Below are 25,940 nucleotides of genomic sequence, written 5' to 3' on the forward strand. Positions count from 1 at the left end.
GTGCCCGAGGACCGCGCCCCGCGGGACGTGCCCGCGTACGACGCGCCGCGCGTCGAGGCGGCGATCCGCGAGCTGCTGCTCGCGGTCGGCGAGGACCCGGACCGCGACGGGCTCCGCGACACCCCGGCGCGTGTCGCCCGGGCGTACCAGGAGATCTTCGCGGGCCTCCGGCAGGACCCGGCCGAGGTGCTGAGCGCGAGCTTCGACATCGGCCACGAGGAGATGGTCCTGGTCAAGGACATCGAGGTGTACTCCACCTGCGAGCACCACCTCGTGCCGTTCCACGGCGTCGCGCACGTCGGCTACATCCCCGGGCCGGGCGGGCAGGTCACCGGGCTGAGCGAGCTCGCGCGGCTCGTCGACGTGTACGCGCGCCGGCCGCAGGTGCAGGAGCGGCTGACCGGGCAGATCGCCGACGCCCTCGTCGAGGTGCTCCAGCCGCGCGGCGTGCTCGTGGTCGTCGAGTGCGAGCACCTGTGCATGTCGATGCGCGGCGTCCGCAAGCCCGGGTCGCGCACCGTGACCTCCGCGGTCCGCGGGCAGATGCGCGACCCCGCCACCCGGGCCGAGGCGATGAGCCTCGTCATCGGGCGCTGACCGGCCTCCCGACCGGTCCCGACGACCCCCTAGGCTGACGACGTGCGTCCCCCCTCGCCGCTCCCGACCGCGCTGACCGCCGCCGGCCAGTCCGGCCGGACGCTGGTCATGGGCGTCGTGAACGTCACCCCGGACTCGTTCTCGGACGGGGGCCGGTGGTTCGCCCCCGACGCCGCGGTGGCGCACGGCCTCGCGCTGCTGGCCGACGGCGCCGACCTGCTCGACGTCGGCGGGGAGTCCACGCGGCCCGGCGCGGAGCGCGTGCCCGTCGCCGAGGAGCTCGACCGCGTGCTGCCGGTGGTGCGCGAGCTCGCCGGACGCGGTGCGGCCGTGTCCGTGGACACCACGCGGGCCGAGGTCGCCGAGGCGGCCGTCGCCGCCGGGGCGGTCGTGGTCAACGACGTGTCCGGCGGGCTCGCCGAGCCGGAGATCCGCGACGTCGTGGCCCGGACCGGGGTCGTGTACGTCGCGATGCACTGGCGCGGGCACGCCGACGTGATGGACACGCTCGCCACCTACGACGACGTGGTCACCGACGTGCGGCGCGAGCTCGCGGACCGGGTCGCCGAGCTCCGGGCCGCCGGGGTCGCGGACCACCAGGTCGTGCTCGACCCAGGGCTGGGGTTCGCCAAGCCCGGGGCGGCCAACTGGCCGCTGCTCGCCCGGCTGCCGGAGCTCGTCGCCGACGGGTTCCCGGTGCTGGTGGGCGCGTCCCGCAAGCGGTTCCTCGGCCACCTGCTGGCCGGGCCCGACGGGACGCCGGTGCCCCCCGACCGGCGCGACGGGGCCACGGCCGCGGTGTCCGCGCTGGCTGCGGCGGCGGGAGCCTGGTGCGTGCGGGTGCACGAGGTGCGGGGAACGGCCGACGCGGTGCGCGTCGCGGCCCGGTGGACGGCGACGCCGTCCGGGAAGGACGACCGATGAGCGACGAGGACGTGCGGGGCCAGGGCGGTCAGCGCCTGGACCGGGTGCGGCTGACCGGCGTGAGCGCCACGGGGTACCACGGGGTGTTCGCGCACGAGCGGCGCGAGGGGCAGACCTTCGTCGCCGACGTCGTCGTGCACCTCGACACCCGTCGGGCCGCCGCGACCGACGACCTCGCGCACACGCTGAACTACGGCACGCTCGCCGAGCAGGTGGTCACCGTGCTCGCCGGCGAGCCCGCCGACCTGATCGAGACCGTCGCGGAGCGGATCGCCGCGACCGTGCTCGCGTACCCGCAGGTGCAGGCCGTCGACGTCGCCGTGCACAAGCCGCAGGCGCCCATCACCGTGCCGTTCGGCGACGTCGTGGTCGAGGTCCGCCGCGACCGCACCCGCCTGCCCGCCGCCGAGCCCGTGCCCGCCGACGCTCCGCGCTGGGTGCCGGAGGGCGGCAGCGGGTCGGTGCCGGCGGTCGCGGCAGCGCCGTCCGAGCCGCTGCCCGCGGTGCCGGTGCCGCCGGTGCCGGTCGCGTCGGTGCCGCTGTCGTCCGGTCCCGAGGCGCCGGTGCCCGTGCCGCCCGTGTCCGACGCGGCCGCCACCGCGGTGCTGCCGCTCGGCGCGCTGCTCGCGGCGCCCGGGTCGGACGCCGTCGCCGAGGCGCCCGCGCCGCCCGTCGGGGACCGCGTCGTCCCCGACCGCGCGCCCGAGGACGCGTCCGACGAGGTGGTCGACGCCGAGCTGGTCCAGGACGCCCTCGACACCGCGCCCGACGCGCCCGTGGAGGTCGTCCTCGCGATCGGCTCGAACCTCGGGGCCGCGCAGGACACGCTCCGTGACGCGGTCGCCGACCTCGCGGAGTCGCCCGGCATCGAGGTGCTGGACGTCTCGGCGCTGGCCCGCACCGCACCCGTCGGCGGGCCGGACCAGCCCGACTTCCTCAATGCCGTCGTGATCGCCCGCACCACCCTGTCGCCCCGCGACCTGCTGCGGGCGACCGCCGAGGTCGAGCGGCGGCACGGCCGGGAGCGCACCGTGCACTGGGGGCCGCGGACCCTGGACGTCGACATCGTCGTCTACGGGCAGGTCTCGGCCGTGACCGACGACCTCGAGCTGCCACACCCCCGGGCCCACGAGCGCGCCTTCGTCCTGCAGCCCTGGGCGCAGGTGCGCCCGGACGCCGTGCTGCACGGGCTCGGCGGCGGACCCGTCTCCGTCCTCGCCGCCACCGCGCCCGACCGCGACGGGGTGCGCTGGCTCGCGCTCGACTGGCTGACCGCGCCCGTGCCGGCGGCGCAGCACGACGCCGACGCCGCCGCGGGCGCCCCGGACGGCGCGCGGCTGGACGCACCGCTCGACGCCCCGCTGGACGCGCCCCTCGACGGGCCTCTCGGCGCCCCGCTGGACGTCGGCACGGGCCCGGGCGTTCCCGGCGACCGGTACGACCCGCTCGACCGGGGGGCCCCCTGATGCAGCGGACCCGGGTCCGCACCCTGGTCCTGATCGCGGTGCTCGCCGCCGGGGCTGGGTGGCTGCTCGTCCGCGTGCTCGGCAGCCGCGGCCTCACCCTGCCGCAGGTGCCGTGGCCGATGGTCGCCGTGCTGGTCCTCATCGCCGCGGTCGTCCTCGGCATGGGCTGGTCGGTGCGGCAGTACCTGCGCGGCAAGCACCCGACGCTCGACCCAGTGCGCGCCGCGCGCACCGTCGTGCTCGCGAAGGCGTCGTGCTACACGGGCGCGCTGCTCGCGGGCTGGTACGCGGCGCAGGTGCTCGACGTGGTCGGGGACCTCGCCATCGAGGCCCAGCGCGACCGCGCGGGGTCCGCGGGCCTGGCCGTCGTCGGCGCGCTGCTGCTGGCGGCGACCGGTCTGGTCGTGGAGTGGATGTGCCGCGTCCCGCCGCCCGAGGACCCGGACGCCACCGAGCCGCGCCCCGACCCGCACCCCGGCACCGCCCCGGACGCCGCGGCGGGCTGACCGGCGGCTCGAGCCCGGTCTCCCGGGACCTCGAGGCGGCGCGAGGTCGGTCCGCGGTGGAAGGATGGCGGCATGACCACGCCCGACGGTGACGTCGCCCAGCCGCAGCCCGACTCCCCGGCGGTGCCGGCAGCCGGACCCGTCGCACCTGCCGCACCCGTCGCACCCGTCGTGCCCGGGGTGCCCGCCGCACCCGGGTCCGCCGCCCCGGCGTCCGCCCCGGTCCGCGAGAGCGAGCCGTTCGAGCCGGCCGGCGTCGTCTGGACGCCGGTGTCCCGCCGGCTGGCGACCGCCCGGCTGATCTCGGGCGTCTCCTGGCTGGCCGTCCCCCTGGTCGGTCTCGTGGTCGCCGCGGCGCTGACCGGCGTCCTCGGGCTGTGGCTCGGTGCCGTGGGCGTCGCGCTGCTGACCGCGTGGACCGCGTGGCTGGTGCCGCGCCAGGTGCGGGCGATGGCCTACGCGGAGCGCGCCGACGACCTGCTGCTGCGCAAGGGGATCCTGTTCCGGTCGATGGTCGTGGTGCCCTACGGCCGGATGCAGTACGTCGACGTCTCGGCCGGGCCGCTGGCCCGCCGGCTGGGGATCGCGTCCGTGCAGCTGCACACGGCGTCGCCCGGCACCGACGCGTCGATCGACGGCCTGCCGACCGCGGAGGCCGCGCGGCTGCGCGACCAGCTCGCGTCGCGCGGCGAGGCCCGGCTGGCGGGGCTGTGACCGGCGAGCAGCCCGCCGCCGTCCCCGCGGCCCCCGCGCCGGAGCCGCCGACCGACGGGCTCGAGTGGCGGCGGATGCACCCCGTGACACCCGCGGTGAAGGGCTGGAAGGTCCTGGCCGCGGTGCTCGCGGTGATCGCGTGGAACGCCGCCGACGAGGTGCGTGAGCTCGCCGAGGTGCTCGGCGCGCAGGTGTGGCTGTTCGTCGTCGGTGCGGTCGTCGTGGTCGCCCTCATCGGGTTCGGCTACTCCGCGGTCGCGTGGCGGATGACCCGGTACGCCGTCGCCGACGACGCCGTGCACCTGCGCACCGGCGTGCTGTTCCGCCAGCAGCGGCAGGCCCGGCTCGACCGGCTGCAGGCCGTGGACGTCGTCCAGCCGCTGCTCGCGCGCATCCTGGGGCTGTCCGAGCTGCGGCTCGAGGTCGCGGGAGGGGCGGGCTCCGCGGTGTCGCTGGCGTTCCTGCGCGAGGCCGAGGCCGAGCAGCTGCGCGCCGAGCTGCTGGCGCGCGCCGCCGGGGTGCACCGCGGGCGCCGGCCCGCGGCAGCGCCGGCCGCCGCCGCCCCCGACGGGCCCGTCGTCGACGCTGCGGTCCCGCACGCCCCGACCGGCCTGGTCCCCGCGCCGGGTGCGCCGGACCTCGCCCCGGGTGCGTCGGACCTCACCCCGGGTGCTCCCGTCCCCGCGCCGGGTGCGCCCGAGGACGACTGGGACGCCCCCGCGCCGGTCGCGCCCGAGCAGCCCGTCTACGAGGTCCCGGTCGGCCGGCTGGTCGGCGCGACGCTGCGGTCATCGGCGACGATCTGGCTGCTCGTGCTGGTGGTCGTCCTCGTCGTGGTCGTCGTGTCGTCGGGGAAGCTCGGCGCCGCGTTCGCGGTCCTGCCCGGGCTGCTCGGCGTCGTGTCGTACACCTGGACCCGGTTCAACCGGGGCGCGAACTTCCGCGCCGCGATCTCGCCCGACGGCATCCGCCTGCGGCACGGGCTGACGGAGTCCCGCGCGCAGACCGTGCCCCCGGGGCGGGTGCAGGCGGTCCAGATCACCCAGGGCCTGCTGTGGCGGGGCCCGGACTGGTGGCGGGTCGAGGTGAACGTCGCCGGGTACGGCTCCGACGGCGACCAGGCCGACACCGCCAACGTCCTGCTGCCGGTGGGCACCCGCGAGGACGCGCTGCTGGCGCTCTGGCTGGTGCTGCCCGACCTCGGGACCGCGGACCCGCGCGCCCTGGTCGACGCCGGGCTGTCCGGCCGGGAGGCCGCCGACGACTGGGCGGTCGCGCCGCGGCGCTCGCGGTGGCTCGACCCGATCGGCTGGCGGCGGCACGGCGTGAGCGTCACCGAGCGCGCCCTGGTGCTGCGCTCCGGGGTGCTGATCCGGCGGCTCGTCGTCGTCCCGCACGAGCGGACCCAGTCGCTCACGCTCGCCCAGGGCCCGTGGCAGCGGCGGCTCGGCCTCGCGTCGTTCCAGCTGCAGTCCACCGCGGGTCCGGTGTCCCCGGCCGTCGCGCACCTGGACGCGCGCGTCGCCGCCGGGCTGCTCGACGAGCAGGCCAGCCGCGCCCGCACCGCCCGGGCCGGCGCCGGTCCCGAGCAGTGGATGCGTCGCTCGTGACGCGCCTGGGGATCGGCGTCGTGGGCGCCGGCCGGGTCGGCGCCGTGCTCGGCAGCGCGCTGCGCGCGGCCGGCCACCCGGTGGTCGGCGTCAGCGCGGTGTCGCAGGAGTCGCTGGAGCGCGCCGACGCGCTGCTGCCCGGCGTGCCCGTCCTGCCGGTGCCCGAGGTCGTGCGGCGCGCGGAGCTCGTGCTGCTCGCGGTCCCCGACGACGCGCTCGCGGACCTGGTGGCCGGCCTCGCCGCGACCGGGGCGTGGCAGGCGGGGCAGATCGTCGTGCACACCGCCGGGCGGTACGGCACCGCCGTCCTCGACCCGGCGCGCGCGGCGGGCGTCATCCCGGTCGCGCTGCACCCGGCGATGACGTTCACCGGCACGTCGCTGGACCTGTCGCGCCTGGTCGGCTGCACGTTCGCGGTCACCGCGCCGACGCCGGTGCTGCCGATCGGGCAGGCGCTGGTGGTCGAGATGGGCGGTGAGCCGGTCGTCCTCGACGAGGCCGTGCGGCCGCTGTACCACGCGGCACTCGCGCACGGCGCGAACCACCTCGTGGTGCTGGTCGCGCAGGCCGGGCAGGCGCTCGCGGACGCCGGGGTCGCGGACCCGGGTGCCGTGCTGCGGCCCCTGCTGTCCGCCGCGCTGGACGGTGCCCTGCGCGCGGAGTCGGCCGCGGGGGAGGGCCGCGCCGCCGGCGACCGCAGCACCGGCGCGGTGACCACGCTGACCGGGCCGGTGCGCCGCGGCGACGCCGGCACGGTCCGCGACCACCTCGACGTGCTCACCGGCCTCGGCGTGCGGACCGGGGCCACCGACGTCGCGGCGTCGTACCGGGCGCTGTCCCGCGCGGCGACGGGGCGCGCGCTCGCCGCCGGGCTGCTCCGCGCCGACCAGGGTGAGGCGCTGCTGGACGCCCTCGCCGCGGGGGAGCCGGACGCCCCGGCTCACGCACCGGGTCCGGACGGGAGTACGGTGCACGGCGCGCACGACGACGAGGGCGACGGGGACGGCGGGTCCGCCCCCGGCGCCGACCAGGAGGACCAGGCATGACCGAGGCACGGACGGGTGCCCCCACGGTGGCGCGCACCCGCGCGGAGCTCGAGCAGGCGCTCGCGGCCCGCACGGGACGGCGGGCCGTCGTGATGACGATGGGCGCCCTGCACGCCGGGCACCTGGCGCTGGTGCGCGAGGCCCGCGCCCGCGGCGAGCACGTGGTCGTGACGATCTTCGTCAACCCCCTGCAGTTCGGGCCCACCGAGGACCTCGACCGCTACCCCCGCGACCTGCCGGGCGACCTCGCGCGGCTCACCGCGGGCGACCTGCTCGGCGACGCCGACGTGGTGTTCGCCCCGGGCCCGGACGTCGTCTACCCCGACGGACCCCCGCTGGTGCGCGTCGACGCCGGACCGGTCGGCACCGTCTACGAGGGCGCGACCCGGCCCGGGCACCTCGACGGCGCGCTGACCGTCGTGCTCAAGCTCCTGCACCTCACCGCGCCCGACGTCGCCCTGTTCGGCCGCAAGGACGTCCAGCAGCTCGTGGCGGTGTCCCGGATGGTGCGGGACCTGGACGTGCCGGTCGAGGTCGTCGGCGTGCCCACCGTCCGCGACGCCGACGGGCTCGCCCTGTCCTCGCGCAACGTCTACCTGTCCGCCGCCGAGCGGGAGCAGGCGCTCGCCCTCAGCCGCGGACTGGCCGCCGGGCGCGCCGCCGCGGAGGCCGGCGCCGACCCCGCCGCGGTGCGCGCCGCGGCCCGCGCGGTGCTGGACGCCGCCGGGGTCGACACCGACTACGTCGCGCTGGTGGACGCCGGGACGTTCGCGGACGTCCCGGAGCTGCCCGCCGCCGGCACCGCCGTGCTGGCCGTCGCCGCGACCGTCGGCGCGACCCGCCTGATCGACAACTCCGACGTGAGGTGGCCGCGATGAGCTCGCTGCTCCGGCCGATGATGATCGGCAAGATCCACCGCGCCACCGTGACCCAGGCCGACCTGCACTACGTCGGCTCGATCACCGTGGACGCGCACCTGCTCGCCGCCGCGGACCTGCTCCCCGGCCAGCAGGTCGACGTCGTCGACGTCACCAACGGCGCCCGGCTCACCACCTACGTCATCGCGGGGGAGGCCGGCTCCGGGCAGATCTGCATCAACGGGGCCGCCGCGCACCTGGTGCACCCGGGCGACGTCGTCATCCTCATCGCCTACGGGATGCTCCCCGACGCCGAGGCGCGCACGTACGAGCCGCACGTCGTCCTGGTGGACGCCGACAACCGGATCATGGACACCGGCCACGACCCGGGCACCGTCCCGGAGTCCTGGACCGCCGCGTCCGGGCTGCACCCGAGCGGGGTGCCCTTCGACGAGGGCCGCGTGCTGGTGCAGGACGACGTGGCGACGGCCCCGGCGACCGCGCCGCGCGTGCGCGACGACCTCGGCACGGGGACCGGGACGGGGGCGACGGACGCCGGGCGGGACGCGGGCGCCGGCCGGTGACCGTCCGCCTCGCCCGTCGCCTCGCGGCCCCGGCCCCCGGCTGGACCGCCCGCGCGGACGCCGTGGTCGTCGGCTCCGGCATCGCCGGGCTGACCGCCGCGCTCGAGCTGCGCACCCGCGTGCCCCGGGTCCTGCTGGTCACGAAGGGCGAGCTGGTCTCCGGGTCGACGGTGTGGGCGCAGGGCGGGATCGCCGCGGCGCTCGCCCCCTCGGACTCCCCGGCGGCCCACCTGCGGGACACCCTCGTCGCGGGCGTCGGCCTGTGCGACCCGCGCGCCGTCGAGGTGCTGGTCACCGAGGGGCCCGCCCGGGTGCGGAGCTCGTCGCGCGCGGCGCCGTGTTCGACACCGAGCCCGACGGCGCGCTCAGCCTCACCCGCGAGGGCGGCCACCACGCCGACCGGGTCGCGCACGCAGGCGGCGACGCCACCGGCGCGGAGATCTCCCGGGCGCTGGTCGCCCAGCTCGAGGCCGTCCGGGCCGACCCCGGCATCGAGGTCATCGAGCACGCGCTGGTGCTCGACGTGCTCACCGGCGCCCCCGGCCGCGACGGACGCCCCGGACCCGTCTGCGGCGTCACGCTGCACGTGATCGGCGCGGGCAGCCGGGACGGCGTCGGGGCCGTGCTCGCCCCCGCGGTGGTGCTCGCCACCGGCGGGATCGGCCAGGTGTTCCGGTCCTCGACCAACCCGGTGCAGGCCACGGGCGACGGCATCGCCGCGGCGCTGCGGGCCGGGGCGACGCTCGGCGACGTGGAGTTCGTCCAGTTCCACCCGACGGTCCTGTGGCTCGGTGCCGGCGCCAAGGGGCAGCTGACCCTGGTCTCCGAGGCCGTCCGCGGGGAGGGCGCGCACCTGGTCGACACCGACGGCCACCGGTTCATGCCCGCCGTGCACCCGCTCGCCGAGCTCGCCCCGCGCGACGTCGTCGCCAAGGCCATCGTCCGGCAGCTGGCCCGCACCGGCTCCGACCACGTGCTGCTCGACGCCCGGCACCTCGGCGCCGACCGGCTGCGCCGCCGGTTCCCGACCATCGCCGAGCGGCTCGCCGAGCACGGCCTCGACCTGGCGACGGACCTGGTACCCGTCGCCCCCGCGCAGCACTACCACTCGGGCGGCGTCGTCACCGACCTCGTCGGGCGGTCCACCCTGCCCGGCCTGTACGCGGTCGGGGAGGTCGCCTGCACCGGCGTGCACGGCGCCAACCGGCTCGCGTCGAACTCCCTGCTCGAGGGCCTGGTGTTCGCCCACCGTGCCGCCCACGACATCGCCCACCGGGTCGAGTCCGGTGCCCTGCGGCCCGCCGAGCCCGTCGAGCGGCCCGGCGCCGAGGCCCTGGTCGCCGGCGCCGCACGGTCCCGGGTCCAGCGGATCGCGACCGACGGCGCCGGGGTGCTCCGGTCCGCCGCGGGCCTGGCCGCCGCCTCCGCCGCGCTCGCCGGCGTCCGGACCGACGCGCACCGGGCACCCGACGGCGACGGCTCGCAGCCGGTCGCCGGCCCGCAGGTCGCCGAGTGGGAGACCACCAACGTGCACCAGGTCGCGACGGTCCTCGCCGCCACCGCCGCCACCCGCCGCGAGACCCGCGGCGGCCACCTGCGCAGCGACTACCCCGACACCGACGACGCCTGGCTCCTGCGCGTCGAGGCCACCCTCGCCCCCGACGGCACCCTCACCCAGCACCCCGCCCCCCTGACCTGACGGTCCCCGCGGGCCCGGGCCCCCCACCCCCCACCCCCCACCCCCCACCCGCCCCGAGTGGATCCACCCCGCGCGACGCGCCCGCGTGCCGCCCCGTGTGGATCCACCCCGCGTGCGCCGTGCCCCCGCCACCGGCCCGGGTGGATCCATCCCGGGCGACTCGCGGGCGTGTCGCCCCGTGTGGATCCACCCGGGCCGGTGGGGCGGGCCAGGGCCGGGCGGGATCGGGCGGGCCGCGGGGGCGGAACTAGGGTGGGGGCGTGAACCATGCTGACGTCCTCGACCCCGGGTGGCTGGTGCGGACCGTCGAGGTCGCCCTCGACGAGGACCTGGGGGCCGCGCCCGGGCGGGACGTCACCACGCAGGCCACGGTCGACCCCGACGTCCCGGGCGTCGCGCACCTGGTGGCCCGGGAGGCCGGCGTCGTCGCGGGGCTGCCCGTCGTCGCGGAGGTGCTGCGGCAGGTGTGCGACCGGCTCGGTCTCGCCCCCGCGACCGTCGAGCTGCGGGTGCCGGACGGGTCGGCGGTCGGGCGCGGGGACGTCCTGGCGGTGCTCTCCGGGCCGGTGCAGGCGCTGCTGGTCGCGGAGCGCACGGCGCTCAACCTCGCGTCGCGGGCGTCCGGGGTCGCGACGCACACCCGCCGCTGGGCCGACGCGCTCGCCGGGTCGGGCGCGCAGGTGCTCGACACCCGCAAGACCACCCCGGGCCTGCGCGAGCTGGAGAAGTACGCGGTGCGGCGCGGCGGCGGCACGAACAAGCGGATGGGCCTGCACGACGTCGCGATGGTCAAGGACAACCACGTGGTCGCCGCCGGCGGGATCGCCGCAGCCGTCGAGGCGGTGCGCGCACGGTTCCCGGACGTCACGATCCAGGTCGAGGCCGACACCACCGAGCAGGCGCTGGAGGCCGTGGCGGTGGGTGCCCGGTTCCTGCTGCTCGACAACATGCCGACGCCGGTGCTGGCGGCGACCGTGGCGGCGGTCCGCGCGGGGGAGGGGCGGACCGGGCGCGTGGAGCTCGAGGCGACCGGCAACCTGACGCTGGACCGGGCCGCGGAGGTCGCCGCGACGGGGGTCGACTACCTGTCCGTCGGCGCCCTGACGCACTCGTCGCCGATCCTCGACCTGGCGCTCGACCTCGTGGCCGGGGTGCGTGCCCCGGCGTGAACCGTGAGGGCGCGGCCGGTCGATAGGATCGCCGGGTGACCGAGCCCCAGACCGCCGCGCCCGTGACCGCCGACGACCTCCCGGAGCAGCTCCGGGTCCGTCGCGAGAAGCGGGACCGGATGCTGGCCGAGGGGGTCGAGCCGTACCCGGTCGGTGTGCCCCGCACGCACACGATCGCGGCGGTCCGCGCGGCGCACCCCGACCTGGAGCCCGGTCAGGAGACCGAGGACGAGGTCGGCGTCGCCGGTCGCGTCGTGTTCCTGCGCAACACCGGCAAGCTCTGCTTCGCGACGCTCCAGGACGGCGAGGGCAACCGCCTGCAGGCGATGCTCAGCCTGGCCAACGTGGGCGAGGACCGGCTCGCGGCGTTCAAGGCCGACGTGGACCTGGGCGACCACCTGTTCGTGCACGGTGTCGTGGTGGCGTCCCGCCGAGGCGAGCTCTCCGTGATGGCCGACTCCTGGCAGCTCGCCGCGAAGTCGCTGCGCCCGCTGCCGAACCTGTACGCGAAGGGCGACGAGGAGGCCCCGGAGCTTCTCCGAGGAGCTGCGCGTCCGCCAGCGGTACGTCGACCTCATCGTGCGCCCGGCCGCGCGCGACGCGGTCCGCCTGCGCGCGGGCGTGGTGCGCTCGCTGCGGGAGAACTTCCACCGCCGGGGCTACCTCGAGGTCGAGACCCCGATGCTGCAGACGCAGCCCGGCGGTGCCGCGGCGCGGCCGTTCGTCACGCACATGAACGCGTTCGACATCGACCTGTACCTGCGCATCGCGCCGGAGCTGTTCCTCAAGCGCGCCGCGGTCGGCGGGCTGGAGCGCGTGTTCGAGATCAACCGGAACTTCCGCAACGAGGGCGCGGACTCCACGCACTCGCCGGAGTTCGCGATGCTCGAGGCGTACGAGGCCTACGGCGACTACGACACGATGGCCGCGCTCACGCAGGACCTCGTGCAGACCGCCGCCCAGGACGTCCTCGGTACCACCTCGATCGTCCTGCCCGACGGCGCGGACTACGAGCTCGGCGGCCGGTGGGCGCAGCTGACGATGTACGGCTCCCTGTCCGAGGCGCTGGGCGAGGAGATCACGCCGGAGACGTCGGTCGCCGACCTGCAGCGCATCGCCGACCGGCTGGACGTCGCCCTCGAGCCGAAGCGCGTGAGCCACGGCAAGCTCGTCGAGGTGCTGTGGGAGCACCTGGTCGGTGACCACCTGCACGCCCCGACGTTCGTCCGCGACTTCCCGGTCGAGACCAGCCCGCTCACCCGCGACCACCGGAGCATCCGCGGCCAGGTCGAGAAGTGGGACCTGTACGTGCGCGGCTTCGAGCTCGCGACGGCCTACTCCGAGCTGGTGGACCCGGTGATCCAGCGGCAGCGGTTCGAGGCGCAGGCGATTCTCGCGGCCGCCGGCGACGACGAGGCCATGCAGCTCGACGAGGACTTCCTGGCCGCCGTCGAGTACGCGCTGCCGCCGACCGGTGGCATGGGCATGGGCGTCGACCGCCTGCTCATGGCGCTGACCGGGCTCGGCATCCGGGAGACGATCCTGTTCCCGCTCGTGAAGCCGCAGGCCTGAGCCGACCGCCCATTGGCGCGGCGTACTCTGGCTGCCATGAACATCGGACCGGCGCTCGCCGCGCTGCTCCCGTCGGTCGGCGTGGGGCTCATCTTCTGGCTGGTGATCCGCTCGCTCATGAACGCGGATCGCACGGAACGCGCGGCTCTGGCGCGGATGGACGCCGCAGAAGCGGCCGAGTCCGAGCGCACGAATGGCACGGAGAACGCTTCCTGAATCTCCCGATTCACCGCGTCGCCTTTGACGCGGGTCGGATATGGTGTCATCCTTTCGCGGAACGCAGTTCCTTGCCGCCATCGATGCACGGGGGCGTAGCGGCCACACAGCTCGGGAGGGCGACACAATGGCACAGAAGGTTCAGGTCCTGCTTGTCGACGACATTGACGGCGGCACCGCCGACGAGACGGTGACGTTCGCGCTCGACGGCGTCTCCTACGAGATCGACCTGACGACCGCGCACGCCGCCGAGCTCCGTGACGCGCTCGCCACCTGGGTCGGCCACGCCCGCAAGGTCGGCGGCCGGTCCTCCTCGGGTCGTGGCACCAGCGGCGCCGCGAGCCGTCCGCGCCGGTCCTCCGACGCCGGTGCCGTGCGCACCTGGGCGAAGGAGAACGGCTACGACGTCTCCGAGCGCGGCCGCATCTCGGCCGAGATCCGCGAGGCCTACGAGGCCGCGCAGGGCTGACGCCCCGCAGCACGCACGACGGCCCGGCACCCCTGGTGGGTGCCGGGCCGTCGCACGTCCGGCGCTGGGCCTACGGGCGGGTGGCCGTGAGGTCGCGGACGTCGGCGTAGCGTGCGCGGACGTCCGGCGTCGGGTCGGCCTCGTAGGTCGTCGACTCCGCGGCGGCGGTCCACATCGGGGGTTCGGCGCCGCCGCCGAGGACCCAGGCGGCCTGGCGTGCTGCGCCGTCCGCGACGTACTCGCCGGGGGTCGGGACGCCGACGGCGGTGCCGAGCACGGCGGGCGCGATCCGCCGGACCGCCTCGGACTGCGCGCCGCCGCCGATCAACCGCACCCGTTCGACCGGCACGCCCTGCGCGCGCAGCGCGTCGAGCCCGTCGGCCAGCGCGCACAGCATCCCCTCGACCGCGGCGCGGGCGACGTGCGCCGGCGTCGTGTTCGCCAGCCGCATCCCGTGCAGGGCTCCGGTCGCGTCCGGCTTGTTGGGGGTCCGCTCGCCCTCGAGGTAGGGGACCAGGACGAGCCCGTCGGCACCCGCGGGGGCGGACAGCGCGAGCGCGGACAGCCCGGCGTGGTCGACGCCCAGCATCCGGGCGGCGGCGTCCAGCACCCGCGAGGCGTTCAGGGTGCACGCGAGCGGCAGGTACGCGCCGGTGGCGTCGGCGAACCCGGTGACCAGGCCCGACCCGTCGGCGGTCGGGGTGGCGGAGATGGCCGAGACGACGCCCGAGGTCCCGATGGAGATGGCGACGTCGCCCGTCACCATGCCGAGCCCGAGGGCCGCGGCGGCGTTGTCGCCGGCGCCGGGGCCGAGCCGCGTCCCGGCCGGGACCAGGCCGGTCTCGCCCGCGACCCCCGCGACCGAGCCGGGAGCCACGACGCGCGGCAGCACGATCCCGTCGGCGTCCCGTCCGAGGGCGAGCGCGAGCAGGTCGCGCCGGTAGTCCTCGGTGAACGGCGACCAGTAGCCGGTGCCGGAGGCGTCGGACCGGTCGGTGGTGAGCGCGGACAGGTCGCCGCCGGGGCCGTGGCCGGCCAGCCGCCAGGTCAGCCAGTCGTGCGGCAGGGCGACGGCGGCGACCCGGGCGGCCGCGTCGGGCTCGTGGTCGCGCAGCCAGCGCAGCTTCGTGACGGTGAGCGACGCGACGGGCACGGAGCCGATCGCGTCCGCCCACGCCTGCGGGCCGCCGAGCTCCGCGATCAGGTCGTCGGCGGACGGCGCGGACCGGGTGTCGTTCCAGAGCAGCGCGTCGCGGATGACCTCCCCGTCGGCGTCCAGCGCGACCAGGCCGTGCTGCTGGCCGCCGACGGCGACCGCGGACACGTCGTCCAGGCCGCCGGCGTCCCGCACCGCGGTCTGCAGCGCGTCCCACCAGTGCCGGGGGTCGATCTCGGTGCCGTCGGGGTGCGACGCGCGGCCGGAGCGGACCAGCGCCCCGGTCTCGGCGTCGCGCACGACGACCTTGCAGGACTGCGTGGAGGAGTCCACGCCGGCGACGAGGGCCATGAGGGTGCGTCCTTGCTCTGCTCAGGTGGGGGTGGATGCCGCGAGGTCGGGGGGTTCCACGTGGAACCCCCCGACCTCGCGGCGCTGTGCGGTCGGTCAGCGGGCGCCGAGCGCGTGCTCCAGCGCGAGCTGGTTCAGGCGGACGAAGCCGAAGCCGCGCTCCGCGACGCCGTCCACGTCGAAGTCCTCGAACGCCGACCGGTCGGCGAGCAGGTCGGCCAGCGTCTCGCCCTCGGCGATCGTCGGCTGCGCGAGCTCGAGGACGCCGGACGCCTCCAGGGCCTCCTGCACCTCGGGGTCGGCGCGGAACGCCTGCGCCCGCTCCTTCAGCAGCAGGTAGGTGGCCATGTTGGCGCGCGCGGACTCCCACACGCCGTCGAAGTCCTCGGTGCGCGAGGGCTTGTAGTCGAAGTGCCGGGGGCCGTCGTAGCGCGGGCCGCCGGCCGGGAAGCCGTTCTCGATCAGGTCGACGGTCGCGAACGCCGAGAACAGGTCGCCGTGGCCGAACACCAGGTCCTGGTCGTACTTGATGGACCGCTGGCCGTTGAGGTCGATGTGGAACAGCTTGCCCGCCCACAGCGCCTCGGCGATGCCCTGCGTGTAGTTGAGGCCGGCCATCTGCTCGTGGCCGGTCTCCGGGTTCAGGCCGACGATGTCGCCGTGCTCGAGCTTGGCGATCAGGCCGAGCGCGTGGCCGATGGTCGGCAGCAGGATGTCGCCGCGGGGCTCGTTCGGCTTCGGCTCGATCGCGATGCGCAGGCCGTAGCCCTTCTCCTTGATGTACGCCGCGACGGTGTCGATGCCCTCGGCGTACCGGTCGTGCGCGGCGTTCAGGTCCTTGGCGGAGTCGTACTCCGCGCCCTCGCGCCCGCCCCACATCACGAACGTGTCGGCGCCGAGCTCGGCGGCGAGGTCGACGTTCCGGATGACCTTGCGCAGGCCGTAGCGGCGCACGCGGCGGTCGTTCGACGTGAACGCGCCGTCCTTGAAGATCGGGTGGCTGAACGTGTTGGTGGTGACCATCTCGACGGTCACGCCGGTGTCGGCCAGCGCCTGCTTGAACCGGGCGAGGATGCGGTCGCGCTCGGCGGCGTCGGAGCCGAACGGCACCACGTCGTCGTCGTGGAACGTCACGTGCGCGGCGCCGAGCTCGGCGAGCTTGTGCACCGACTCCACCGGGTCGAGCCAGGGGCGGCTCGCGGAGCCGAACTGGTCCTGGGCGTTCCAGCCGACGGTCCAGAGACCGAAGGAGAACTTGTCGTCACGGGTCGGGGTGCGCACCATCGTCTACTCCTCGTCGAGGTTTGTCTTACGAGTGAACTTATCGGGGTGAGCGGCTAGGGTCAACCGTGTGACGCCGACCGGGAGCACCCCCGCCGCCGCACGTCGTCGCGCCCCGGCCCGGCAGGGCAGCCTCCGCGAGCACAACCTCGCGCTGGTCCTGCGGCACGTGCTGGACGCCGCGGGACCGGCCGCCGCGGCCACGTCCGGCGCGATGTCGTCCGGCGCTGCGGTGCGGGAGGAGACCGCGGCCGCGGCCGGCGCCGAGGGGGAGCCCGGCCTCGCGACGAGCGCCCCCTCCCGTGCGGACGTCGCGACCGCCACCGGGCTCACCCGCGGCTCGGTGTCCGCGCTGGTCGACCTCCTGATCGGCGCCCGCCTGGTCGCCGAGCTGCCCCCGGTCGTCACGGCCCGCGCCGGCCGCCCCGCCGTGCCGCTGGTGCCCGCCGAGGGCACCGTCGCCGGTCTGGGCGCCGAGGTGAACGTCGACTACATCGGCGTGCGGGCGCTCGACCTCGCGGGGCGGGTGCTGGCCCACCGCACCACCGCGGGCGACTTCCGGCACAGCGACCCCGCGCGGGTGCTCGGCCTGCTCGCCGGCCTGGTCGGGGAGGTCCGCGCCGCGCTGCCCGCCGAGGCGCGCGTCGCCGGGATGTGCCTCGCGCTGCCCGGACTCGTGGACCGCGTCACGGGCCCGCTGCGGCTCGCGCCGAACCTCGGCTGGCGGGACGTGGACGTCGTCGCCCTGCTCGCCGCGCACCCGGAGGTCGACGGCCTGTCCGTCCGCCTCGCCAACGAGGCCAACCTCGCGGCCCGCGCCGAGGTGCGCGCCGGCGCGGCGGGGGACAGCTTCCTCTACGTCTCCGGCGAGGTCGGCATCGGCGCCGCCGTCGTGCTCGACGGCGAGGTGTTCGCCGGCCGGCACGGCTGGAGCGGCGAGCTCGGGCACACCGTCGTCGACCAGCAGGGTCCGCGGTGCACCTGCGGGGCGCGCGGCTGCCTCGAGCAGTACGCCGGCAAGGACGCGATGCTGCGCGCGGCCGGGCGCGACGTGGAGGAGCCCGTCGACACGCTGCTGGACGCCGCCGCCGCGGGGGACGAGCGCGCCGCCCGTGCCCTGCGCTCCGCCGGGGACGCCCTCGGGGTGGCGCTCGCGAACTTCGTCAACCTGGTCGACGTGGACCACGTGGTGCTCGGGGGCATCTACGCGCCGCTGGCGCCGTGGCTCACCGACGCGGTGGTCGCGCAGCTGCGGTCGCGCGTGCTCGCGGCCCCGTGGGCCGATGCCGGGGTGGGTGTCGCGTCCGGGGGACCGTACGCGGCGATGACGGGCGCGGCGGTCGTCGTGCTGCGCGCGGTCGCCGACGACCCGGCCGCCTGGCTCGACCCCGCCCCCTGACCCGGGCACCCACGCCCGCCCGCCCCGCCCCGCCCGGCCGCCTGCCCCGGCCGTGCGCCGAGACAGGACCCCCGCGTCGAGACAGGGCGGCCGGAGGCCCTGTCTCGACGGGACGGTCCTATCTCGGCGCCACGCACACGCCGGCGCACGCCCGCACGCGCCCGCACGCGCCGCGGGTGGAGGCAGGGGGGCGGGTTGCGTACAGTCCTCGCCGTGACGGAGCACCTGCGCGACCTGTGGATCGGGACGTACCCCTCGGCCGGCGCGGGCACCCCCGCCGGGCTCGGCGAGGGCATCTGGCGGGTCGGGCTCGACCCCGACACCGGCCGGCTCGGCGAGCCGGAGCTGGTCGTCGCCACCCCCGCGCCGTCGTTCCTGGCCGTCGACCGGCAGGCGGACCTGCTGCTCGCCGTGGGTGAGGACGCCGACGGCACCGTGTCCGCGTTCCGGACCGGCGCCTCGGGCGGCCGCCGCACGCTGGACCTGCTGGGCACCGTCGCCAGCGGCGGCGCGGACCCGTGCCACGTGCTGCTCGACCCCGCGTCGCCCGCGGCGTACGTCGCCAACTACTCGTCGGGCACCCTGGCGGTGCTCGACCGGACCGCGGACGGCCTCGCCCCCGGTGGTCCCGCGCAGGTCCTCGGGCACGCCGGATCCGGGCCGGTCGCCGACCGCCAGGAGGGCCCGCACGCGCACTCCGCGGCGCTGGCACCCGGCGGCGGGCACGTGCTGGTCTGCGACCTGGGCACCGACGAGATCCGCCGGTACCGCCGTGACCCGGAGACCGGGCACCTCACCGACGACGGCGTGGCGGCGACGCTGCGACCGGGCTCGGGACCGCGCCACCTGGTGTTCTCCGCGGACGGCCGGATCGCCTACGTGTCCTGCGAGCTGGACGTGACCGTCGCCGTGCTGGCGTGGGACGTCACCCGCGCGACCGGCCGCGTCGTCCAGCACGTGCCCGCCGCCGAGGACGGCTCCGGCCCCGGGCGCCAGGCCCTGCCGTCGCACATCGACCGGGTGGGCGACCGGGTGCTGGTCGCCACGCGCGGCACCGACGTGCTCGCGACGTTCGCCGCCGGCCCCGACGGCACGCTCGCGCCCGCCGGTCAGACCGCGCTGCCCGGCGCGTGGCCGCGGCACTTCGCCGTCGTGGAGGGCTGGACCGTCGTCGCCGACCAGGTGGGCGACAGCCTGACGGTCCTGCGCGACGGCGCCGTGGTGCACACCGTGGCGCTGCCGGCCCCGGCCTGCGTCGTCGCGGCGTGAGCGCCGTGGACGCGTCCGCCGCGGCACCGGCCCCGCGCCGCCCCCTGCCCCCGATGCTGCCGGGCCCGCACCTGCGCCGGCTCGACGTCATCACGGTCGTCGCGACGTTCGGCGGCCTGCTGTTCGGGTACGACACGGGTGTCATCAACGGCGCGCTCGACCCGATGGTGGCCGACCTCGGGCTGACGCCCGCGACGGAGGGCCTGGTCACCAGCAGCCTGCTGGTCGGCGCCGCGATCGGCGCGCTGCTGGGCGGTCGGCTCGCGGACCGGCTCGGCCGGCGGCGGACGCTCGTGGCGCTCGCGGTGGTGTTCTTCCTCGGCGCGGTCGGCAGCGTGGTCGCGCCGTCGTTCGAGGTCATGGCCGTGGTGCGGTTCCTGCTCGGGGTGGCCGTCGGCGGGGCGTCCGTCACCGTGCCCGTCTACCTGGCGGAGCTGGCGCCCACCGAGCGCCGCGGTGCGATCACGGGACGGAACGAGATCGCGATCGTGGTCGGGCAGCTCGCGGCGTTCGTCATCAACGCGGTGATCGGCACCGTCTGGTCGGACCACCCCGGGGTGTGGCGGTACATGCTCGCCGTCCAGGCGGTGCCGGCGGTCGCGCTGTTCGTCGGGATGCTGCGGATGCCGGAGTCGCCGCGCTGGCTGCTGGCGCGCGGGCGCGACGACGAGGCGCTCGCCGTGCTGCGCCAGGTGCGCGACCCGGGCCGCGCCGCCGCCGAGCTGCTGGAGGTCCGCACGGCGGTCGAGGCCGAGCACGCCGCGGGGGAGCGCGGGAACGGCGGCTGGGCCGAGCTGCGGCTGCCGTGGGTGCGCCGGCTCGTGCTGATCGGCGTGGGCGTGGCCGTGGTCAACCAGCTCGGCGGCATCAACGCGGTCATGTACTACGGCACCCAGCTGCTGCGGCAGTCCGGGTTCAGCGGCGACGTGGCCCTGGTCGCGAACGTGCTGAACGGCGTGTTCTCGGTGCTGGGCATGCTGATCGGCCTGCGCGTCATCAACCGGGTGACCCGGCGCGGGCTGCTGCTCGTCGGGCTCACCGGCATCATCGGGTCGCACCTGCTGATCGCGCTGAGCTCCGCGGCGCTGCCGGAGGGCACGGGCCGGTCGGTCGCGGTGACGGCGTTCCTGGTGCTGTTCGTGGGGTTCAACCAGTCGTCCGTCGGGCTGGTCTGCTGGGTGATCCTGGCCGAGCTGTTCCCGCTGCGGGTCCGGGGGTTCGCGATCGGGCTCAGCGTGTTCTGGAACTGGACGGCGAACGCGATCATCTCCGGGTTCTTCCCGAGCGTGGTCGCGGGGATCGGCGTCAACGGGACGTTCCTGCTGTTCGCGGGCGTGAACGTGCTGTCGTGGCTGTTCGTGCGGTTCGTGCTGCCGGAGACCCGCGACCGCTCGCTCGAGCAGCTCGAGGCGGACTTCCGGGCCGCCCGGGCCTGATCCGCCGCCCGTGCCGGCGTCCCGGGGGTCGGTCGTCCCGCGCGCGACCCCGTCCAGATGGTCGACAATGGGGAGCAGTCCACCCCCGTCCCGCAGGAGCCGTCGTGCCGTCCGACCCGCAGCGCATCGCCATGCTGTCGGTGCACACCTCCCCGCGGGACCAGCCGGGGACCGGCGACGCCGGGGGCATGAACGTCTACGTCGCCGAGCTGTCCCGGGCGCTGGCCCGCCGCGGTGCCGGCGTGGAGATCTTCACGCGCGCCACCTCCTCGACGCTCCCGGACACGGTCGAGCTCGACCCGGGCGACGACCGCGTGCTCGTGCACCACGTCCCCGCCGGTCCGTACGAGGGCCTGGACAAGAACGACCTGCCCGCCCAGCTGTGCGCGGTCACCGCGGGGGTCGTCCGGCACGCGGCCACCCGGCCGGCCGGCTGGTTCGACGTCGTGCACGCGCACTACTGGCTGTCCGGCCAGGTCGGCTGGCTCGCCGCCGAGCGCTGGGACGTCCCGCTGGTGCACACGATGCACACGATGGCGCGGGTGAAGAACGCCGCGCTGGCCCCCGGCGACAGCCCGGAGCCGCCCACGCGCGTGATCGGGGAGGAGCAGGTCGTCGCCGCCGCGGACGCGCTCGTCGCGAGCACCGCCGAGGAGGCCCAGGACCTGGTCGGCATGTACGGCGCGGACCCGGCCCGGGTGCACGTGGTGGCGCCGGGCGTGGACCTCAGCACCTTCCGGCCGTGGGCCGGGGACCGCGCGGCGCTGCGGCGCGACCTCGGCCTGCCGGTCGACCGCGACGTGGTGCTGTTCGCCGGCCGGGTGCAGCCGCTGAAGGCCCCCGACGTGCTGGTCTACGCCATCGGGGTGCTGCGGGCGACGGGCCGGCCGGTACCGCTGCTCGTCGTGCTCGGCGGCCCCAGCGGACGGCCCGCGGCGCTGCGGGAGCTGCAGGCCCTCGCGGTCGCGCTGGGCGTCGAGCAGGACGTGCTGTTCCGGCCGCCGGCGTCGCGCACCGAGCTGGCCCGCTGGTTCGCCGCCGCGGACCTGGTGGCGATGCCGTCCCGGTCCGAGTCGTTCGGCCTGGTCGCCGTCGAGGCCCAGGCGGCCGGCACCCCCGTGGTCGCGTCCGCCGTGGGCGGTCTGCGGTCCGTGGTGCACGACGGGGTCTCGGGCCGGCAGGTCCGCGGCCACGACCCCGCCGTGTGGGCGGACGTGCTGGCGAGCACCCTCGCGGACCCGGCGGTCCGGGGCCCGTGGCGCGCCGCGGCCCGCCGGGTCGCGGAGCAGTACGGCTGGGACGCGACCGCCGAGCAGGTGCTCAAGGTCTACGCCCTCGCCGCCGAGCGCCGCGCCCGCGGCTGACCCCGGCCCGCCCGGGCCGCGCCCGGTCAGGCCGGGACCGGCTCCAGCAGCAGCACCGGGATCACCCGGTCGGTCCGCGTCTGGTAGTCGGCGTAGTCGGGGTACGCCGCGACCGAGCGGTCCCACCAGAGGGCGCGCTCGTCCCCGGTGACCTCGCGGACCGTGTACTCGCCGCGCGCGGGTCCGTCCTGGAGCTCGACCTGCGGGTGCGCGAGCAGGTTGTGGTACCAGACGGGGTGCTTCGGGGCGCCGCCGAGGGACGCGACGACCGCGTAGACCCCGTCGTGCTCGACCCGCATCACGGGGATCTTGCGGACCTTGCCGGACTTCGCGCCCAGCATCGTGACGACGACGACGGGCATCCCGCGCATCGTGGTGCCGCGGGTCCCGCCGGAGCTTCTCGATCAGCTCCACCTGCTCACGGGTCCGGGTGTCGGTGGACGGCTCGTACTCTCCGGTGATCGGCATACCAGCCCGAACGCGCCGCGGGCCGTCCGTTGTTCCGCGGGCCGAACGTCCCCCGACGTCCGCGCGCCGGGTGCGGCAGGATGGACCCCATGACCTACACCCTCGTTCTGCTCCGCCACGGCGAGAGCGAATGGAACGCCAAGAACCTGTTCACCGGCTGGGTCGACGTCGCGCTCTCCGAGAAGGGCGTCGCGGAGGCCAAGCGGGGCGGCACCCTGCTGACCGACGCCGACGTGCTCCCGGACGTCGTGCACACGTCGCTGCTGCGCCGCGCCATCACCACCGCGAACTACGCGCTGGACGCCGCGGACCGCCTGTGGATCCCGGTCAAGCGCTCGTGGCGCCTGAACGAGCGGCACTACGGCGCGCTCCAGGGCAAGGACAAGAAGCAGACGCTCAACGAGTACGGCGAGGAGCAGTTCATGCTCTGGCGCCGGTCCTACGACGTGCCGCCGCCGGACATCGAGCTCGGCTCGGAGTTCTCGCAGGACACGGACGCCCGCTACGCCGGCGAGCCCATCCCGCGCGCCGAGGCCCTCAAGCAGGTGCTCGACCGCGCGCTGCCCTACTGGGACGCCGAGATCGTGCCGGACCTCCAGGCCGGGAAGACGACCCTGGTCGCCGCCCACGGCAACTCGATCCGCGCGATCATCAAGTACCTCGACGACGTCGACGACGCCACGATCGCGGGCATCAACGTCCCGACCGGCATCCCGCTCGTCTACCACCTGGACGAGGAGACGCTGAAGCCCACGAACCCGGGCGGCACGTACCTCGACCCCGACGCCGCGGCCGAGGCCATCGCCGCGGTGGCGAACCAGGGTCGCTGACCTCCCGCTGCACCGCAGCACGACGCAGGGCCCGGACCGAGTCGGTCCGGGCCCTGCGTCGTGCCTCCCGCAGCGTGCGGGGAGGAGCTGCGTCAGCGGGTGATGCCGCCGGGGCGCTCCTGCGAGAAGTCGCCGGTCACCAGGTACACGATCCGGCGCGCGACCGAGACGGCGTGGTCGCCGAACCGCTCGTAGTACCGGCCGAGCAGCGTCACGTCGACCGTCTGCTGGGGGGTGCCCGTCCAGCCCGGGCTCAGCAGCACGCGGAACGTGTCCTCGTGCAGCGAGTCGAGCAGGTCGTCGTCGCGCTCGATGCCCTCGGCCTCGGTGAGGTCGTGGGTGGTGAGCACCTGCGTGGTGCGCTGGGCCACGCGGCGCGCGGCGTCGTTCATCTCGGTGAACACGCCGGTCAGCGCCGGGTCGACGGCGGCACGGGGGTACCGGCCGCGGGCGACCTGGGCGACGTGCCGGGCGAGGTCGCCCATCCGCTCCAGGGTCGCGCTCATCCGCAGCGCCGACACCACGACACGCAGGTCGGTGGCGACGGGCTGCTGCTGGGCGAGCAGCAGGACGCAGCGCTCGTCGAGGTCCCGCTCGAGGGCGTCGATCGCCAGGTCGTCGGCGATGACGGACTCCGCCAGGGCGAGGTCCTGGTGCAGCAGCGCCTCGCCGGCGGCCGTGATCGCGTGCTCGACCCGGCGGCTCATCGCGACCAGGTCGTCCTGGAGCTGCTCGAGCCTCGGCGTCGAAGATCTCCCGCATGACTTCCTCTCGTGGGCGCGCTCGCGTGTCGCGCATCATCGGTCCGGCGGCCCACGCTCGCACGCGGAGGTGAACGCCTGGGTGAACGGCACGCCGCGCCCCGGTGAACGGCGGTGAACATCTGCCGCCACCTCGCGGCCGGGACGCGTCCGGGGGCCGAGCACGTCGGATGCGACCGTACTCTGACGGCGTGGAGGGTCTCAACGGTCTGATCGTGCTGGCCGCCGGTGCGCTCGGTCTGGTGACCGGCATCGGCGCGACGCTGGCGTTCCGGTTCAGCGAGCGCGCGCAGCACCGGGTGCCGGAGCCGCCGGAGCGCGCGCTCGACGACGGCCTGGTCCGGGTGCTCGCGGTGCTGCGGTCCGCGGCGGTGGTCCTCGACGACGAGGACCGGGTGGTGCGGGCGAGCCCGCCGGCGTACGCGCTCGGCGTCGTGCGGGACGGCGCGGTCGAGCACGCCGCGGTCCGGGACCTCATCGCGGACGTCCGTCGCACCGGCGTGATCCGGGACGAGGAGCTGACGCTGCCGCGCGGCCCGCTGGGCCCGGGCACGGTGATGCTGCAGGTGCGGGTCGCCCAGGTCGGCCCGGGCCTGCTGCTGGTGCTCGCGGAGGACCGGACGCAGGCCCGCCGGCTGGAGGCGATCCGCCGGGACTTCGTGGTGAACGTGTCGCACGAGCTGAAGACGCCGGTCGGGGCGCTGTCGCTGCTGGCCGAGACCGTGCAGGACGCCGCGGACGACCCCGAGGCCGTGCGCCGGTTCGCCGGCCGGATGATCAACGAGTCGCACCGGCTGTCGGCGCTGGTGCACGAGATCCTCGAGCTGTCGCGCCTGCAGGTCGCCGGTGCGCTCAAGGAGATCGTCGTCGTGGACGTCGACGCGGTCGTCGCGGAGTCCGTGGACCGTGCCGGGACCGGTGCGGCCGCGAAGCAGATGGCGTTCGACGTCGGCGGCGAGAGCGGCGCGCGGGTGTTCGGCGACCAGACGATGCTGGTCCAGGCGGTGCGCAACCTGCTGGACAACGCGGTCGCGTACTCCCCGGAGGGCACCCACGTCGGCGTCGGCGTCCGGGTCCGCGACGGCCTGGTCGAGATCGCGGTCGTCGACCAGGGCGTCGGCATCTCCGCCGAGGAGCAGGACCGGGTGTTCGAGCGGTTCTACCGCGTCGACCCGGCCCGCAGCCGCGACACCGGCGGCACCGGCCTGGGCCTGTCGATCGTCAAGCACGTCGCGGCCGACCACGGCGGCGACGTGCAGGTCTGGTCGCAGCCGGGCCGCGGCTCCACGTTCACCCTGCGGCTGCCGGTCGCGACGGGCCCCGTGCCCGGCGCGGTGCCGGAGCCGGCGGCGCTGCCCGCGCCCGTCCCCCCGTCCGCCGGCGCCGTGCGCGCGCCGGGCACCGTCGACACCGCCCCGGAGGCCTGACCCCGTGACCCGCATCCTGCTCGTCGAGGACGAGGAGTCGTACCGCGACCCCCTGGCCTACCTGCTCGGCCGCGAGGGCTTCGAGGTCACGACCGCCGCCACCGGCCCGGACGCGCTGGTGGCGTTCGAGGAGCACGGCGCCGACCTCGTGCTGCTCGACCTCATGCTGCCGGGGCTGTCCGGGACCGAGGTGTGCCGCCGGATCCGCCAGCGCAGCGACGTGCCGGTCATCATGCTGACCGCGAAGGACGGCGAGATCGACAAGGTCGTCGGCCTGGAGCTCGGCGCGGACGACTACGTGACCAAGCCGTACTCGTCGCGCGAGCTGCTGGCGCGGGTGCGCGCGGTGCTCCGGCGTCGGCAGCCCGCGGCCGCGGGTGGCGACGGCGCCGACGACGAGCCGGACGACGGCGTGCTCGTCGCGGGCCCGGTGCGGATGGACGTCGAGCGGCACACCGTGACCGTCGGCGACCAGCCGGTGGCGTTCCCGCTCAAGGAGTTCGAGCTGCTGGAGCTGCTGCTGCGCAACGCCGGCCGGGTGCTGACCCGCGGCCAGCTGATCGACCGGGTGTGGGGGACCGACTACGTCGGCGACACCAAGACCCTCGACGTCCACGTGAAGCGGGTCCGCGCGAAGATCGAGCCCGACCCGGGCACCCCGACGCTCCTGGTCACCGTGCGGGGCCTCGGCTACAAGCTGCTCGACGACGACCCGTCCTGAGCCCCGCGGTGCCGCGGCGCGCGCTGCGCAGGATTGGCCGGTCGTTCA

22 protein-coding genes and 3 pseudogenes are annotated in these 25,940 nt (G+C 76.2%); 21 read left to right on the forward strand and 4 right to left on the reverse strand.

What is annotated here, in order from left to right:
* From folE to AC1VL8_RS07065, 14 genes and pseudogenes are all read left to right on the forward strand, one after another.
* Positions 1-597 (forward strand): GTP cyclohydrolase I FolE, encoded by a 597-nt coding sequence (gene folE / locus AC1VL8_RS07000; RefSeq protein ID WP_483074653.1) that lies wholly within the window; start codon positions 1-3, stop codon positions 595-597.
* Between the two features lie 108 nt (positions 598-705).
* The gene (gene folP / locus AC1VL8_RS07005; RefSeq protein ID WP_483076202.1) at positions 706-1,521 is read left to right on the forward strand and encodes a dihydropteroate synthase; all 816 of its coding nucleotides are present in this window, start codon (positions 706-708) and stop codon (positions 1,519-1,521) included.
* Entirely contained in the window at positions 1,518-2,987 is a 1,470-nt protein-coding gene (folK, locus tag AC1VL8_RS07010; protein WP_483074654.1) for a 2-amino-4-hydroxy-6-hydroxymethyldihydropteridine diphosphokinase, read from the forward strand. The genes folP and folK overlap by 4 nt, the downstream gene beginning before the upstream one ends.
* Positions 2,987-3,493 (forward strand): DUF3180 domain-containing protein, encoded by a 507-nt coding sequence (locus AC1VL8_RS07015; protein ID WP_389233056.1) that lies wholly within the window; start codon positions 2,987-2,989, stop codon positions 3,491-3,493. Before folK ends, AC1VL8_RS07015 begins: the two co-directional genes overlap by 1 nt.
* Positions 3,494-3,673: 180 nt before the next feature.
* A complete protein-coding gene (locus AC1VL8_RS07020; protein WP_483076203.1) occupies positions 3,674-4,207 on the forward strand; it encodes a PH domain-containing protein in 534 nt (177 codons plus the stop codon).
* Complete coding sequence (locus AC1VL8_RS07025; RefSeq protein ID WP_483074655.1) at positions 4,204-5,817, forward strand: PH domain-containing protein; 1,614 nt, start codon at positions 4,204-4,206, stop codon at positions 5,815-5,817. Before AC1VL8_RS07020 ends, AC1VL8_RS07025 begins: the two co-directional genes overlap by 4 nt.
* The gene (locus AC1VL8_RS07030) at positions 5,814-6,863 is read left to right on the forward strand and encodes a Rossmann-like and DUF2520 domain-containing protein (protein WP_483074656.1); all 1,050 of its coding nucleotides are present in this window, start codon (positions 5,814-5,816) and stop codon (positions 6,861-6,863) included. Before AC1VL8_RS07025 ends, AC1VL8_RS07030 begins: the two co-directional genes overlap by 4 nt.
* Positions 6,860-7,741 (forward strand): pantoate--beta-alanine ligase, encoded by an 882-nt coding sequence (gene panC, locus AC1VL8_RS07035; RefSeq protein ID WP_483074657.1) that lies wholly within the window; start codon positions 6,860-6,862, stop codon positions 7,739-7,741. Before AC1VL8_RS07030 ends, panC begins: the two co-directional genes overlap by 4 nt.
* The gene (gene panD, locus AC1VL8_RS07040; protein WP_483074658.1) at positions 7,738-8,304 is read left to right on the forward strand and encodes an aspartate 1-decarboxylase; all 567 of its coding nucleotides are present in this window, start codon (positions 7,738-7,740) and stop codon (positions 8,302-8,304) included. Before panC ends, panD begins: the two co-directional genes overlap by 4 nt.
* Positions 8,301-10,003, forward strand: a pseudogene (locus tag AC1VL8_RS07045) (L-aspartate oxidase). The gene panD and the pseudogene AC1VL8_RS07045 overlap by 4 nt, the downstream one beginning before the upstream one ends.
* 260 nt (positions 10,004-10,263) lie before the next feature.
* Positions 10,264-11,172: a carboxylating nicotinate-nucleotide diphosphorylase gene (gene nadC / locus AC1VL8_RS07050; protein WP_483074659.1), complete on the forward strand. Its 909-nt coding sequence runs from the start codon at positions 10,264-10,266 to the stop codon at positions 11,170-11,172.
* A gap of 35 nt (positions 11,173-11,207) precedes the next feature.
* Positions 11,208-12,744, forward strand: a pseudogene (gene lysS, locus AC1VL8_RS07055) (lysine--tRNA ligase).
* A 36-nt stretch (positions 12,745-12,780) separates the two neighbouring features.
* The gene (locus tag AC1VL8_RS07060) at positions 12,781-12,960 is read left to right on the forward strand and encodes a hypothetical protein (protein WP_389233035.1); all 180 of its coding nucleotides are present in this window, start codon (positions 12,781-12,783) and stop codon (positions 12,958-12,960) included.
* A 127-nt stretch (positions 12,961-13,087) separates the two neighbouring features.
* Complete coding sequence (locus AC1VL8_RS07065; protein WP_483074660.1) at positions 13,088-13,429, forward strand: histone-like nucleoid-structuring protein Lsr2; 342 nt, start codon at positions 13,088-13,090, stop codon at positions 13,427-13,429.
* 70 nt (positions 13,430-13,499) lie between these two features.
* On the opposite strand, the gene xylB is transcribed toward AC1VL8_RS07065, so the two are convergent.
* On the reverse strand, positions 13,500-14,936 hold the full coding sequence (gene xylB / locus AC1VL8_RS07070) for a xylulokinase (protein WP_483074661.1): 1,437 nt from the start codon (positions 14,934-14,936) through the stop codon (positions 13,500-13,502).
* A 96-nt stretch (positions 14,937-15,032) separates the two neighbouring features.
* Positions 15,033-16,220, reverse strand: coding sequence for a xylose isomerase (xylA, locus tag AC1VL8_RS07075; protein ID WP_389233026.1), 1,188 nt, complete (start codon positions 16,218-16,220; stop codon positions 15,033-15,035).
* Positions 16,221-16,287: 67 nt separating this feature from the next.
* Between xylA and AC1VL8_RS07080 the strand changes: the two genes are divergently transcribed.
* The 4 genes from AC1VL8_RS07080 (at position 16,288) to mshA (ending at position 21,685) form a co-directional block, all read left to right on the forward strand.
* Positions 16,288-17,616, forward strand: a complete 1,329-nt coding sequence (locus AC1VL8_RS07080; RefSeq protein ID WP_483074662.1) for an ROK family protein — start codon at positions 16,288-16,290, stop codon at positions 17,614-17,616.
* Between the two features lie 213 nt (positions 17,617-17,829).
* Entirely contained in the window at positions 17,830-18,885 is a 1,056-nt protein-coding gene (locus AC1VL8_RS07085) for a lactonase family protein (protein WP_483074663.1), read from the forward strand.
* A complete protein-coding gene (locus AC1VL8_RS07090) occupies positions 18,882-20,321 on the forward strand; it encodes a sugar porter family MFS transporter (RefSeq protein WP_483074664.1) in 1,440 nt (479 codons plus the stop codon). The genes AC1VL8_RS07085 and AC1VL8_RS07090 overlap by 4 nt, the downstream gene beginning before the upstream one ends.
* A gap of 131 nt (positions 20,322-20,452) precedes the next feature.
* A complete protein-coding gene (mshA, locus tag AC1VL8_RS07095) occupies positions 20,453-21,685 on the forward strand; it encodes a D-inositol-3-phosphate glycosyltransferase (protein ID WP_483076204.1) in 1,233 nt (410 codons plus the stop codon).
* 26 nt (positions 21,686-21,711) lie between these two features.
* Here mshA and AC1VL8_RS07100 read toward each other — a convergent pair whose 3' ends face one another.
* Complete coding sequence (locus tag AC1VL8_RS07100; protein ID WP_483074665.1) at positions 21,712-22,047, reverse strand: nitroreductase family deazaflavin-dependent oxidoreductase; 336 nt, start codon at positions 22,045-22,047, stop codon at positions 21,712-21,714.
* Between the two features lie 195 nt (positions 22,048-22,242).
* Between AC1VL8_RS07100 and AC1VL8_RS07105 the strand changes: the two genes are divergently transcribed.
* On the forward strand, positions 22,243-22,983 hold the full coding sequence (locus tag AC1VL8_RS07105) for a phosphoglyceromutase (protein ID WP_389233011.1): 741 nt from the start codon (positions 22,243-22,245) through the stop codon (positions 22,981-22,983).
* 92 nt (positions 22,984-23,075) lie between these two features.
* On the opposite strand, the pseudogene phoU reads toward AC1VL8_RS07105, so the two are convergent.
* Positions 23,076-23,745 (reverse strand): annotated as a pseudogene (gene phoU / locus AC1VL8_RS07110) (phosphate signaling complex protein PhoU).
* A gap of 190 nt (positions 23,746-23,935) precedes the next feature.
* Here phoU and AC1VL8_RS07115 point away from each other — a divergent pair.
* Both AC1VL8_RS07115 and AC1VL8_RS07120 read left to right on the forward strand, forming a co-directional pair.
* Positions 23,936-25,171, forward strand: coding sequence for a sensor histidine kinase (locus tag AC1VL8_RS07115; RefSeq protein WP_483074666.1), 1,236 nt, complete (start codon positions 23,936-23,938; stop codon positions 25,169-25,171).
* Between the two features lie 4 nt (positions 25,172-25,175).
* Positions 25,176-25,892 carry a response regulator gene (locus tag AC1VL8_RS07120; RefSeq protein ID WP_389233001.1) on the forward strand — a complete coding sequence of 239 codons (717 nt, stop codon included), beginning with the start codon at positions 25,176-25,178 and terminating at the stop codon, positions 25,890-25,892.
* The last annotated feature ends 48 nt before the right edge of the window (positions 25,893-25,940 follow it).

It is taken from the genome of Cellulomonas sp. KU4C (assembly GCF_056868065.1).

Excerpts from the sequence above, each read along its gene's own strand:
- folP (WP_483076202.1), top strand. The coding sequence starts at position 706 with ATGGGCGTCGTGAACGTCACCCCGGACTCGTTCTCGGACGGGGGCCGG.
- folK (WP_483074654.1), top strand. The coding sequence starts at position 1,518 with ATGAGCGACGAGGACGTGCGGGGCCAGGGCGGTCAGCGCCTGGACCGG.
- AC1VL8_RS07015 (WP_389233056.1), top strand. The coding sequence starts at position 2,987 with ATGCAGCGGACCCGGGTCCGCACCCTGGTCCTGATCGCGGTGCTCGCC.
- panC (WP_483074657.1), top strand. The coding sequence starts at position 6,860 with ATGACCGAGGCACGGACGGGTGCCCCCACGGTGGCGCGCACCCGCGCG.
- panD (WP_483074658.1), top strand. The coding sequence starts at position 7,738 with ATGAGCTCGCTGCTCCGGCCGATGATGATCGGCAAGATCCACCGCGCC.
- AC1VL8_RS07060 (WP_389233035.1), top strand. The coding sequence starts at position 12,781 with ATGAACATCGGACCGGCGCTCGCCGCGCTGCTCCCGTCGGTCGGCGTG.
- AC1VL8_RS07065 (WP_483074660.1), top strand. The coding sequence starts at position 13,088 with ATGGCACAGAAGGTTCAGGTCCTGCTTGTCGACGACATTGACGGCGGC.
- xylB (WP_483074661.1), bottom strand. The coding sequence starts at position 14,936 with ATGGCCCTCGTCGCCGGCGTGGACTCCTCCACGCAGTCCTGCAAGGTC.
- xylA (WP_389233026.1), bottom strand. The coding sequence starts at position 16,220 with ATGGTGCGCACCCCGACCCGTGACGACAAGTTCTCCTTCGGTCTCTGG.
- mshA (WP_483076204.1), top strand. The coding sequence starts at position 20,453 with ATGCTGTCGGTGCACACCTCCCCGCGGGACCAGCCGGGGACCGGCGAC.
- AC1VL8_RS07100 (WP_483074665.1), bottom strand. The coding sequence starts at position 22,047 with ATGCCCGTCGTCGTCGTCACGATGCTGGGCGCGAAGTCCGGCAAGGTC.
- AC1VL8_RS07105 (WP_389233011.1), top strand. The coding sequence starts at position 22,243 with ATGACCTACACCCTCGTTCTGCTCCGCCACGGCGAGAGCGAATGGAAC.